Source organism: Microbacterium sp. NPDC078814 (assembly GCF_040702645.1).
Classification (GTDB): Bacteria; Actinomycetota; Actinomycetes; order Actinomycetales; family Microbacteriaceae; genus Microbacterium.
Genome location: NZ_JBFBLT010000003.1, coordinates 524,234 through 535,680, shown reverse-complemented (window position 1 = coordinate 535,680; position 11,447 = coordinate 524,234). Strand labels below are relative to the sequence as shown.

The window sequence follows — 11,447 nt, the reverse complement described above, 5'->3', positions numbered from 1 at the left end:
CTCTATTCTTGTTTTTTCCTTTCCTTCGCGGCCTGCCGCCTCCCCCTCTGCCCGGGGGGGGGGGGGGCCCCCCCCCCCCCCCCCCCCCCCCCCCCCGCCGGAGGACGGAGAGGGCCACGTCAGCCCTTCAGCTGCGCGCCCTCGAGGTGCAGCTGTCCGCCGCCCTCGACCCACACGCCGTCGACCGCCGTGCTGGTGGCGGTGACGACCGTCGACTGCAGGGGCACGATGAGCGGCACCTGCTCGTTGATGATGGTCTGCACGGTGCCCCACTTCGCGGCCCGCGCGGTCTCGTCCGGCTCGGCCACGGCGTCGGCGAACGCCGTCTGGAAGTCGGGGTCGACCCAGTTGCACTCGCACCGCCCCTCCAGGTAGAAGTTCAGCGAGTAGGCCGGCTCGGGCGGGGTGGACTGGAAGTTCGGCACGATGTAGCCGGGGTAGCTCTTGCCCGCGGGGTAGAACGCGTCGACCCAGGTGCCGATGTCGTTGTTGTCGATGGTCAGCGTGATGCCGATCTCCTTCAGGCTCGCCTGCAGGATCTCGCCGCTCGTGTTCCACTCGGGGTACTGTCCGGCGACGCCCCACCAGGTGAGCGTGCTGCCCTCGGTCACCCCGGCCTCGGCGAACAGCTCCTTCGCCTTGTCCAGGTCGTAGGAGTAGTCGGTCAGCTCGCCGCCGAACCACGGGTTCACCTCGCCGAGCGCGTTGTTCGTCGGGGAGACCGTGCCCTGGCCGTAGTAGGCGGCGTCGAGGATGGCCTCACGGTCGGTCGCGTACGCGAGGGCCTGCCGGGCGCGCACGTCGTCGAAGGGCGGCGACGTCGTGTCGATCTCCCACGACGGCCACTGGCTCGGGTTCTCGGGCTTCACCAGGGCGATGTCGCCGCCCTCCAGACCCGCCACGTCGCCCTGTGGCACGGACCACAGCACGTCGATGTCGCCGGAACGCAGACCGGTGACGGCGGCGGTGGACTCGGCGGCCTTCACGATCGTGATCTCGTCGAGCGCCGGAGCCTCGCCGAAGTACTCCGGGTTGGGGACGAGCGTGAGGCTGTCGTCCGGAGTGAAGGCGTCCACGACGTACGGACCGGTGCCGATGGGCTCCTTGTCGATGGTGTCGAGTGCGTCGACGTCGATCATCTTCACCCAGACGATACCCGCGGGGAAGGTCGCGATGGGCTCGGACAGCGTCACCACGACGGTCTTCTCGTCCGGCGCGGTGACGTCGGTGACCATCGAGATCTTGTTCTTCTCCTGCGTCGCCGTGTCCGGGTCGAGGTAGTAGTCGAACGCGGCCACCGCGTCGTCGGCGGTGAAGTCCTCGCCGTTCGAGAACGTCACGCCGTCGCGGAGCGTGAAGGTCCAGGTCTTCTGGTCATCCGACGCCTCCCAGCTCTCGGCGAGATCGCCGACGACCTCGCCGGACTCGTCGGTCTTGGTGAGGCCGTTCCACAGCAGCGGGAACAGCACCTCCTCCCACGCGAACGTGCGGATGGCGGGATTGAGCTGCGGGATGCCCTGCGCGGCGGCGACGGTGAGGGTGCCGCCGTCCTGCGCCTGGCCGTCGGGGGTGGATGAGGTGCTGCAACCAGCGGTGATGAGCGCGGCGGTCAGCAGCATCGCTGCTCCGCCGAGCCGAACACGACGACGCGACACGGGTGCCTCCAAGGTCGGGTGGTGCTTCGGGTAAGGGTGTTGCGCTATAGCATGTAGCAAAAGGCAAACGGCGTCTAGAGCGAACCGGGCCGGCGGGGTCACGTTCTCGTCACGACCGCCGGCCCGGACCGGTCACCGGCGGGCGCTGGACGCTTCGACGGCGAGCGCGGGCGCCGTCGTGAAGTCCGTGCGGCGGCTGAGCACGAAGGCGATCGTCGCTCCGAGCAGCGTGAGCCCCGAGATGAGGAGCAGGCCCCACACCGCCGACCCCGTGGTCTCGCTGATCCAGCCGATCGCGTAGGGTCCCGCGAAGCCGGCGAGGTTGCCGACCGAGTTGATGAAGGCGAGGCCGGCCGCGGCCGCCGTGCCGGTGAGCACCATGGGCGGCAGGCTCCAGAACAGCGGGGTGGTCGAGAAGAGCGCCGACATCCCGACGCACAGCGCGGCGAGCGCGAGCACCGGCGTGCCCTGCGCCGCGACCGCCGCGATGAGCGACAGGGCGGTGATGCTGAGCGTGATGCCGATCTGCAGCGGGATGTTGCCCTGCTTCCGGGCGGCGCGCTCCCACGGCAGCATCACGAGGGCCGCGCACAGGTTCGGCAGCGCCACGAGCCAGCCGGTGGTGGCGTTCGAGAAGTCGCCCATGCTCTTCACGATCGTCGGCAGCCACATCCCCAGCCCGTAGGCACCGAACACGACGCCGAAGAAGAGCACGATGAGCGTCCAGAGGCGGCCGTTGCGGAAGACCTCGCCCAGCCGCAGGCGTCCGTGCCGCTGCTCGGTCGCCTGGGTCTCGGCGGCGAGCGTGTCGGTGATCCAGCGCTGCTCGGCGGGGGTCAGCCAGCGCGCGTCCTGCGGGCGGTCGGGGAGCCAGAAGAACACGACGAACGCGAGCAGCACGGCCGGGATGCCCTGCAGCAGGAAGACGAGCTGCCAGCCGTCCAGGCCCCACAGCCCGTGCAGCTCCAGCATCCAGCCGGACAGCGGCGCGGCGACCGCGTTGGCGATCGGGTTCGAGAGCACGAAGACGGCGAGCACCTGCGTGCGGTACTGCCGCGGGAACCACAGCGTGAGGTAGAGCAGCACGCCGGGGAAGAACCCGGCCTCCGCGATACCGAGGATGAAGCGCGCGATCGCGAACTGGGTCGCGTCCTGCACGAACGCGGTCAGCGCCGCGACGATGCCCCACGAGATCATGATGCGGGCGATCCACTTGCGGGCGCCGAACTTCTCCAGGAGCAGGTTGCTCGGCACCTCGAACAGCAGGTAGCCGATGAAGAAGATGCCCGCCGCGAAGCCGAAGGCGGCCTCGGTGATCTGGAGGGCGGCCGTCATCTCGAGCTTCGCGAAGCCGGCGTTGTTCCGGTCGATGTAGGCGACGAGGTAGAGCAGGCCGAGGAACGGACCGAGTCTCCAGATCGCCTTCTTCATGGCGGCGGCTCCCACCGCGTCCTCCGCGGCGCGCGCCTGCGCGAGCGTCTCTCTGCCGGACATGACAACTCCTTCGTCATCGGTTTCGGGTTTTGCTATAGCATCTAGCACCGCGCGGCTCCTGTCCAGTCCCCTGCTCATGCCATAGCATCGACCGAGCGAAGGAGCCCCCGCTCGACGAGCACCGGGCCGCGCGAGATCGAGAAGGGCCCCGGATGCGCAGCGTGTCGGATCAGAACATCGCCGAGCAGGTCACGGACGAGCTGCGGGCGGCGATCCACTCCGGAGAGCTCGCCCCCGGCGAGCGGCTCGTGGAGCGCAAGCTCGCCGACCGTCTCGGCGTCAGCCACATCCCCGTGCGCGAGGCCCTGACCCGGCTCGCCGAGGAGCGCCTCATCACCCGCGAGCCCCGCCGCGGCGCCCGCGTCGCCCAGCTCAGCGCGCAGGACCTGGAGGAGATCTCGAGCCTGCGGATCGTGCTGGAGCAGTTCATGGCGATCCGGGTGCAGGAGCGGTGGAACGACGAGTCGGCGGCCCGGCTGGAAGCGATCATCCAGGCCATGGCGGCGGCGGCGCCGGGCGACGTGGCCGAGGTCCTGCGCCAGGACCGCCTCTTCCACGAGACCCTCGCCGACCTCGCCGAGCACCGGTTCCTCGACGAGCTCAGCGCCCAGCTCCGCGGCCGGATCGCCGGGTTCATCCAGGCGGCCAACTCCGCCCTCGACCCCGCCGAGCAGGAGGAGCACGTGCGCAGCCACCAGCAGATCGTCGACGCCATCGCGACCGGCGATCCGGAGCAGGCGCGCGCCGTGATCGCCGAGCACGTGACCAGGGCCGTCCGCCGCATCACGCCGTCGGCCGAGTGAGCGCCGTGGCCGCGCGCACCATCGTCCTGACCGGAGCCTCGGACGGGATCGGAGCCGCCGCCGCCCGCCAGCTCGCCGGATCCCCGCACCGCCTGCTCCTCGTGGGCCGTTCGCCCGACAAGATGCGGGCCGTCGCGGACGAGACCGGCGCGGAGTGGTTCACCGCCGACTTCGCGCGCCTGGACGACGTGCGCGCGCTCGCCGCCCAGCTCGCGGACGCCGTGGGTGCAGCGGGCATCGACGTGCTGGCCAACAACGCCGGCGGCATCTTCGGCGACCGCACCCCCACGGTCGACGGGCACGAGAAGACGATGCAGGTGAACCACCTCGCCCCGTTCCTGCTGACGAACCTCCTGCTCCCGCAGCTGCTCGCCGCCCGCGGCGCGGTCGTGAACACCTCCAGCGTCGCGCATCGCCTCTTCGGGCATCTCGACGTCGACGATCTCGACAACACCCGCCGGTACTCCCCGAACAAGGCCTACGGCGACGCCAAGCTCGCCAACGTCCTGACGGCGAAGAGCCTGCACGAGAAGTTCCATGCGCAGGGGCTCAGCGCGGTGGCCTTCCACCCCGGCACCGTGGCGACGAACTTCGCCGCCGAATCGTCGAGCATCATGCGCCTCGTCTACCGCACCCCGCTGCGCCGTCTCGTCCTCATCGGCAGCGACCGCGGCGGCGCGACGCTGCGGTGGTTCCTCGAAGGCACGCCGGGCGAGACCTGGATCTCCGGCGGCTACTACGACGAGCGCGTCCTCACCACCCGCGTGAACCCGCAGGTGCACGACCCCGCTCTCGCCGAGGCCCTCTGGCGGCGCAGCGCCGCGCTCGTCGGCGTGGCCGGGGGCTGAGCGCCGTCTACGCTGGGGCGATGGCGCGCCTCGACTGGACCCAGCTCCCTCCCGCTCTCCGAGCCCGGGTCGAGGAGTTCGCGGGCTCCCCGGTGACACGGGCGCAGTCGCAGGACGGCGGCTTCTCCGCGGGGCTGGCCTCACGGCTGACCTTCGCCGACGGACGGCGGCTGTTCGTCAAGGCGGTGCAGGAGTCCGCGGAAGGCACGTTCGCGCTCTACGTGCGGGAGGCCGAGGTGCTCGGCGCGATCCCCCGCTCCCTCCCCGCCGCGCACCTCGTCGACGCCTTCACCGCGGACGGGTGGGCGGTGCTTCTCATCGAAGACGTCGAGGGTCGTCATCCGGAACGCTCGGCCACCGCGCCCGACACCGCGCACGTCTTGGATGCGATCGCCGCCCTGGCCACCGCCGAGGCGCCGCGCACGCTTCCCCGCCTCGCCGACGAGCTGCACGACGACTCCGGATCCTGGCGGCGGCTCGAGGAGGCCGGGCTCCTGGAGACGACCACGCCGTGGTGTGCGCAGAACGTCGACCTCCTCCGCACGGCGGCGGAACGCGTGGGCACCGCGGTCGCGGGCGATCGGCTCCTGCACGCCGACCTCCGGGCCGACAACATCCTCATCGAGGACTCCGGCCGCGCACGGCTGCTCGACTGGCCGTGGGCGGCCCGCGGCGCGGGGTGGGAGGACGCCCTCCTCTACCTGCTCGACCTCCGCGTGGAGGACGCCGCGGCCGAGGTCGATCCCCTGCTCGATCACCCCGTCTTCGCCGGGTCGACCACGCAGGACCATGTCGCCCTCCTGTCCGCCGCGGGCGGCGCCTGGTTCGAGAAGTGCCGTCTTCCCGCGCCGGACGGGATGACGACGCTCCGCGACTTCCAGCGCCGGGAAGCGGTCATCGCCACCGACTGGATCGCCGAGCTCGTCCGCTGATCGCCCCCGAGGCGTGGGCCTCGGCCGTCACCCCTCGGGCTGCGCGCCCGACTCGCCCGCGTGGACTCGTTCGCCCTGTCGGCCGAACAGGCTGAGCACCTCGGCGGGCTCCCCGTCCGCGCTCCCGAACCAGTGCGGCACGTGCGTGTCGAACTCGGCGACCTCACCGGCTGCCATGCGCAGATCGCGCGTGCCGAGGATCAACCGCATGGTGCCGCTGAGCACGTAGAGCCATTCGCGCCCCTCGTGCGCCCGGGGACGCGGATTCACCTGACTCCCCGGGATGAGGATCTTCCAGGCCTGGACCGGACCGGCGTGCGGGGTCAGCGGCACGACGATCCGGCCGTGCACGCGGCGCGGCTTCAATCGCACGCGCGGATCGCCGACGTCGGGCGCCCCGACGAGGTCGTCCAACGGCACCCGGTGGGCGCGGGCGAGCGGGAGGAGAAGCTCGAGGCTCGGTCGGCGTTGCCCGGTCTCCAACCGCGAGAGCGTGCTCGTGGAGATCCCCGTGGCGTCGGCCAGGTCGGTCAGCGTCATCCCCCGCTGCTTCCGGAGCCACCGCAACCGCGGGCCCACGCCGTCGAGCGTCGCGTCGATCTCGTCCCCTTGCACGTCCTCAGTCTGGCCGCATTTCCCAGGAGCAGCAAAGAAGTTTGCCGGCCCGGCACCTCCGGGGCGACTCTCCTGGCATGAAGAGATTCGATGTGCTCATCGTCGGCGGCGGTGCCGCCGGCCTCAGCGCCGCCCTGGTCCTGCTCCGCGCCCGACGCACGGTCGCGATCGTCGATGCGGGGGAGCCCCGCAACGCCCCCGCGGCGCACCTGCACGGCTTCCTCTCCCGGGACGGCGCCGCGCCCGCTGCGCTGCTCGCGAGCGGTCGCGACGAGGTCGCGGGCTACGGAGGCACGATCATCGACGGACGCGTCGCCGAGCTGTCCCCGGGCTTCACGGCCACCCTCGACGACGGGCGACGGCTGGAGGCCCGGCGGGTGCTGGTCACCACGGGCCTGCGCGACGAGATCCCCGACATCCCGCATCTGCGCGAGCGCTGGGGGCGTGATGTGCTGCACTGCCCGTACTGCCACGGCTACGAGGTGCGGGATCGCGCTCTCGGGGTGATCGGCGGCACGGCTGCGTCGGTCGCCCACGCGCTCCTCATCGCCCAGTGGTCCGCCGACGTCGTCTATTTCCCCCACACCCGGACGCTCACGGACGACGAGCGGGAACGTCTCGACGCGCGCGGCGTCCGGGTGCATCCGGGGGAGGTCTCCCGCCTCATCGTCGAAGCCGACCGCCTCCAGAGCGTGGAGCTGAGCGACGGCACCCGTGTCGAGCGCGCCGCGGTGTTCGTCCGCCCCGAGATGCGCGCTCACGACGCCCTCCTCCACGTTCTCGGCTGCGAGACCGACGAGAACGGGTGGGTCCGGCACGATGCCGGCGGGCGCACGAGCGTGCCAGGGGTCTCCGTCGCCGGGAACGTCGCCGATCCGCGTGCGCAGCTCATCACCGCGGCCGGACAGGGCTCCGCCGCCGCGATCGCCCTCAACGCCGACCTCACCGACGACGACCTCGCCGCCCAGCTCGCGACCCACCGCGGCGCCTGACCCCCGAGAGAGAAGGAACACAGCAATGTCCGCAGCACCCGCCCCGACGGCGACCCCCGTCCCCCCGCCCACGCAGCACCAGCTCGCGCTGATGATCTGGATCGCCGTCTTCCCGACCCTCACGGTCTTGAACCTGGTCCTCGCCGCCCCGCTTTCCGGACTCCCGATCGTCGTGCGCACGCTGGTGCTCGTCACCATCGCCGTCCCCCTCGTGATCTACCTGGAGATGCCGCTGCTGCACCGCGTCCGCCGCCGGATCCACGGTCTTGTGACGGCGCGTCGGCGAAGGTAACGTTCTCCCGTTCCTGACGAGAGAAGGCGACGATGCCCCGGACAGATCGACCCCGTTCCACGACGTCCGTGTGGCGCCGCAAGCCCGTCAGCGACATGACGGAGGAGTCGGGCGGGAGCGGTCTGCTCCGGACGCTCGGGCTCTGGCAGCTCACCGCGATCGGCGTGGGCGGCATCGTCGGCGTCGGGATCTTCTCGCTCGCCGGACTCGTCGCCCACGGCGATGCGACGACTCCCGCCGTGGGTCCCGCCGTCGTCCTCTCCTTCCTCATCGCCGGGCTCGCGTCGGCAGCGGCCGCGCTGTCGTACGCGGAGTTCGCCGGCATGATCCCGCGGGCCGGTTCCGCCTACAGCTACGGCTACGTCGCGCTCGGCGAACTCGTCGGCTGGTTCATCGGCTGGGACCTGCTCCTGGAGTACGTCGCCATCGTGGCCGTCGTCGCGATCGGCATCTCCGGCTATCTCGACGCATTCCTCTCCGGATTCGGGCTGGAGCTGCCGACCGCGATCACGGAGACCGCCGACCAGCCAGGGGGTGTGGTCAACATCCCGGCCATCCTCATCTGCCTGTTCGTGACGTTCCTGCTGAGCCGCGGCACCCGCACGTTCGGCCGCTTCGAACTCGTCGCCGTGGCCATCAAGATCCTCCTCGTGGTGTTCATCGTCGTCCTCGGCGTCTTCTTCATCGACCCCGCCAACTACGATCCCTTCCTGCCGAACGGCTTCGGCCCCGTCTTCACCGGTGCCGCGACGGTGTTCTTCGCGGTGTTCGGCTACGACGCGATGAGCACGGCCGCCGAGGAGGCGAAGGACGGGCGTCGGCACATGCCGAAGGCGATCATCCTGTCCCTCGTGATCGCCATGGTGCTCTACGTCGCCGCGACGCTCGTGCTCACGGGCATGCAGAACTACCAGGACATCGATCCGAAGGCGGGCTTCGCCTCGGCGTTCACGGGCGTGGGGCTCCCGGTCGTCGCCTCCGTCATCTCGGTGTTCGCCGTCGTGTCGATCCTCACCGTCATGCTCACGTTCCTGCTCGGCGCCACCCGGGTGTGGTTCAGCATGAGCCGCGACGGACTGCTCCCCGGCTGGTTCGCGCGGGTCGACCGCCGCGGCGTCCCGCAGCGGGTCACCTGGATCGCGGGGCTGGGCGCGGCGTTCTTCGCGGGCGTGTTCCCCATCCGCGCCGTCGCCGACCTCACGAACATCGGCATCCTCGCCGCCTTCGTCGTCGTCTGCATCGCCGTGATCGTGTTCCGTTACACCAAGCCGGATGCACCCCGGACGTTCCGGCTGCCGTTCATGCCCGTGGTCCCGATCGTCGGCGTGGGCTTCTCGCTCTTCCTCATCTCGCAGCTCCACCCCGAGACGTGGCTCCGGTTCGGGGTCTGGCTCGTGATCGGACTCGTCGTGTACTTCGCCTACAGCCGTCGGCACTCGCTCCTGAACCCGGACAGCCCCCGGCGCCGCCCGGGCACGACTTCGGAGACCCCCGGCGACACGCCGTAGACGGGGCCGAGGAGGCGGCGGGTCGCGCCGCAGCTCCGAAGTCGTGCCCGGCGGGATCAGCCGACGACGAGGTTGGCGGTGTCGACGACGCGGTCGCCCTCGGCGGGGAACGCCGTACGGGTGACGCCGGCCTCCACGTTGCCGGTGTGCAGCAGCGTCGACCCGGCCCCGAACGCGTCGTCGCGGAGCTCCAGGGCGCCGCCCTCGAACCGGTTGCCGACCGCGCGGTAGTGGGTCGCTCCGCTCGTCACGGCGACGTGCGTGGTCGCCCCCTCGGCGCGGAAGGTGCTGTCGGAGAGCGTCAGGTGCAGCTCGCCCGCACCCGACCGCGACACCGTCGTCCCGCCCTTCGCCGACACCTCGGATCCCGCGATCTCGACGACCTGACGGTCCTTTCCGGCGGCCGCGATGCGGGCGTTGCGGAGCGTGGAGCCTTCGACGCGCAGCTTCGCCGTCGCCGAGGAGATGGGGGCGGCATCGTCGGCGCCGGAGAGGGTCGAGCCGCGGAAGGTGACCGCACCCGGGCCGTTGATCTTCATGCCACCGACCCGGTCCAGCACCGTGTCGACGAAGGTCACCGGCGTCGTCACCGTCGCGTTGGTGAGCTCGCCGGGAGCGACGAACGTGAAGTGCGAGTCGGCGATCACGGTCGGCCGGGCGGAGTTGTCGGAGGCCTGGGTGATGATGAGCGTGTCCGACGCGGTGCAGCCGCGCAGCTGCGCGCCGTCCGCGTTGATCCACAGCATCCCGGAGCCCGTGAGCGAGGGCTTGCCGATCACCTGCACGTCCTCCAGCGTCAGGTCGGTGATGCGCACGCGCGCGACGAACCACGAGCACACGTGCTTGCGGACGGTGATGCGCTTGGCCGCCGAGCCCCACGCCGCCCCGGAGTTCGCGAAGGTCATGAGACCGGAGTTGCCCGTGTAGGTGAGGTCGTGCTCGTACTGGCCGTGCGTGACGAAGGGACCCTGGTCGTCGCCGTCCCCGTGGCAGTTCTCCACGAGGCAGTAGGCGCTCGCGGTGAAGTCGTTGAGGTGCCGGGCGTTGGCGGTGTGGCAGTTGGCGACGTACCCGTACAGGCAGTAGATCTGCTGCGTCAGGTAGCCGGCTCCACCCCACGTGACGGAGGTCGGGTTCTTCAGCGTGCAGCTCTCCGTGGTGAAGTACGTGTTCCACCGGCGCTGGATCAGCGGCCAAAAGGTCGCCGTGCCGTCGATGTGGTCCACGTCGCAGCGCACCGCGTACTCGAAGGCCAGCGGGTGCGATCCCGTGTACTCGTCCGTCCCCTTGCCGAGGAACTTCAGGTTCGACACCGTCACGTCCTGCACCGGCTTCACGTGCCGCCAGGTCATCGTGCGGTCCTTGCCGAGCGGCCAGCCGTTCTTGTAGTTCACGCGGATGTGCCGACCGTCGACGATCTGGGTCACCTGGACCAGCCGCTGCAGCTCGCGCTCCCAGCGCCCAGACAGGGCGTTGACCTCGGCGGCATACCACTCCCCGACCGCGAAGAACGACGAGTCGGCGACGGGGAAGATGTCGGCGAGGTCGGGCACGTCCTCGCCGAGCTTCGCCTCCTGCACCGCGTCGGTCACCTCGCCGCGGAAGAACATGACGGCCGCGAAGGGGTCGTCCTTCCCGGCGTTCTCGATGCCCTCGGTCGTCATCAGGTGATTCCCGAAGTCGAACGCGATGTTCGACCGGGAGAACTTATGGCGGCGGACGAAGTTGAGGTCGGTGTGCGCCTCCACGCGCCGCACCCGGGCGTCGCCCACCATCGCGTCGAGCGCGTCGTCCGCGGGCGCGGAGGCGTCCATGATGCCGAACTTCCGGAAGTCGACCGTGCCGTCGTGCACGAGCACCCAGGCGCCGCCCTTCGGCCCCGCGAGCACCGTGCCGCCGTTGGCCGCGGGGGCGTCCTTCTTCACGAAGCGGTAGAGCCCGTCGCCGCCGTCGCCGGGGGTCGCGTAGCCGCTCGTGCGCACGAGGTCGCCGTCCTTGCCCTTGCGCGTCGCGAGGGCGGTGGCGACGCCTCCGTGCGCGACGTTCTTCGAGCCCGACGACTCCTGCGGCACGACGGGTCCGGCGGCCTGGGCGGCGGCGGGGGCGCCGATCGCGGCGACCCCGCCCAGGGCGGCGGCGCCGAAACCGGCGAGCAGCATCCGTCGACTGCGCATCGCCGCGGTCTCGGTGGTGGTGTCCAGCTGGGTCATGCTCATCCTCCTTGCGGCGTCCTCGCCGCGGTCAGGCGTCCGGCCCTCGGCCGGATCGCGGTCACCGATCAGTCCCCGATCCCCAGCGCTCTCCGAGC

At 71.0% G+C, this 11,447-nt stretch carries 10 protein-coding genes; 6 read left to right on the top strand and 4 right to left on the bottom strand.

The annotated features are described in order from the left end of the window. Positions 1-119 precede the first annotated feature (119 nt). Positions 120-1,619: an ABC transporter substrate-binding protein gene (locus AB0300_RS08790; RefSeq protein ID WP_025104138.1), complete on the bottom strand. Its 1,500-nt coding sequence runs from the start codon at positions 1,617-1,619 to the stop codon at positions 120-122. 168 nt (positions 1,620-1,787) lie between these two features. Further along, the gene (locus AB0300_RS08785; protein ID WP_025104139.1) at positions 1,788-3,149 is read right to left on the bottom strand and encodes an MFS transporter; all 1,362 of its coding nucleotides are present in this window, start codon (positions 3,147-3,149) and stop codon (positions 1,788-1,790) included. 152 nt (positions 3,150-3,301) lie between these two features. Between AB0300_RS08785 and AB0300_RS08780 the strand changes: the two genes are divergently transcribed. From AB0300_RS08780 to AB0300_RS08770, 3 genes are read left to right on the top strand one after another with little or no spacing between them, the layout of a single operon-like run. Next, positions 3,302-3,952, top strand: coding sequence for a GntR family transcriptional regulator (locus AB0300_RS08780; protein WP_060922906.1), 651 nt, complete (start codon positions 3,302-3,304; stop codon positions 3,950-3,952). Between the two features lie 5 nt (positions 3,953-3,957). Further along, positions 3,958-4,800 (top strand): SDR family NAD(P)-dependent oxidoreductase, encoded by an 843-nt coding sequence (locus tag AB0300_RS08775; RefSeq protein ID WP_366215858.1) that lies wholly within the window; start codon positions 3,958-3,960, stop codon positions 4,798-4,800. 20 nt (positions 4,801-4,820) lie between these two features. Next, the gene (locus AB0300_RS08770; RefSeq protein WP_366215857.1) at positions 4,821-5,732 is read left to right on the top strand and encodes a hypothetical protein; all 912 of its coding nucleotides are present in this window, start codon (positions 4,821-4,823) and stop codon (positions 5,730-5,732) included. 27 nt (positions 5,733-5,759) lie between these two features. On the opposite strand, the gene AB0300_RS08765 is transcribed toward AB0300_RS08770, so the two are convergent. Continuing rightward, positions 5,760-6,347: a helix-turn-helix domain-containing protein gene (locus AB0300_RS08765; RefSeq protein WP_025104143.1), complete on the bottom strand. Its 588-nt coding sequence runs from the start codon at positions 6,345-6,347 to the stop codon at positions 5,760-5,762. 77 nt (positions 6,348-6,424) lie between these two features. Between AB0300_RS08765 and AB0300_RS08760 the strand changes: the two genes are divergently transcribed. The 3 genes from AB0300_RS08760 to AB0300_RS08750 are packed head-to-tail and all read left to right on the top strand — an operon-like array spanning position 6,425 to position 9,139. Next, positions 6,425-7,339: an NAD(P)/FAD-dependent oxidoreductase gene (locus AB0300_RS08760; protein ID WP_366215856.1), complete on the top strand. Its 915-nt coding sequence runs from the start codon at positions 6,425-6,427 to the stop codon at positions 7,337-7,339. A 25-nt stretch (positions 7,340-7,364) separates the two neighbouring features. Next, the gene (locus tag AB0300_RS08755) at positions 7,365-7,631 is read left to right on the top strand and encodes a hypothetical protein (RefSeq protein WP_060922902.1); all 267 of its coding nucleotides are present in this window, start codon (positions 7,365-7,367) and stop codon (positions 7,629-7,631) included. Positions 7,632-7,663: 32 nt separating this feature from the next. Continuing rightward, positions 7,664-9,139, top strand: coding sequence for an amino acid permease (locus tag AB0300_RS08750; protein ID WP_366215855.1), 1,476 nt, complete (start codon positions 7,664-7,666; stop codon positions 9,137-9,139). A 56-nt stretch (positions 9,140-9,195) separates the two neighbouring features. Here AB0300_RS08750 and AB0300_RS08745 read toward each other — a convergent pair whose 3' ends face one another. Further along, positions 9,196-11,349: a peptidase C14 gene (locus AB0300_RS08745; protein WP_366215854.1), complete on the bottom strand. Its 2,154-nt coding sequence runs from the start codon at positions 11,347-11,349 to the stop codon at positions 9,196-9,198. Positions 11,350-11,447 lie beyond the last annotated feature (98 nt).

Coding starts and splice junctions, on each gene's coding strand:
- AB0300_RS08755 (WP_060922902.1), top strand. CDS start 7,365: ATGTCCGCAGCACCCGCCCCGACGGCGACCCCCGTCCCCCCGCCCACG.
- AB0300_RS08745 (WP_366215854.1), bottom strand. CDS start 11,349: ATGACCCAGCTGGACACCACCACCGAGACCGCGGCGATGCGCAGTCGA.
- AB0300_RS08780 (WP_060922906.1), top strand. CDS start 3,302: ATGCGCAGCGTGTCGGATCAGAACATCGCCGAGCAGGTCACGGACGAG.
- AB0300_RS08750 (WP_366215855.1), top strand. CDS start 7,664: ATGCCCCGGACAGATCGACCCCGTTCCACGACGTCCGTGTGGCGCCGC.
- AB0300_RS08760 (WP_366215856.1), top strand. CDS start 6,425: ATGAAGAGATTCGATGTGCTCATCGTCGGCGGCGGTGCCGCCGGCCTC.
- AB0300_RS08790 (WP_025104138.1), bottom strand. CDS start 1,619: ATGCTGCTGACCGCCGCGCTCATCACCGCTGGTTGCAGCACCTCATCC.
- AB0300_RS08770 (WP_366215857.1), top strand. CDS start 4,821: ATGGCGCGCCTCGACTGGACCCAGCTCCCTCCCGCTCTCCGAGCCCGG.
- AB0300_RS08785 (WP_025104139.1), bottom strand. CDS start 3,149: ATGTCCGGCAGAGAGACGCTCGCGCAGGCGCGCGCCGCGGAGGACGCG.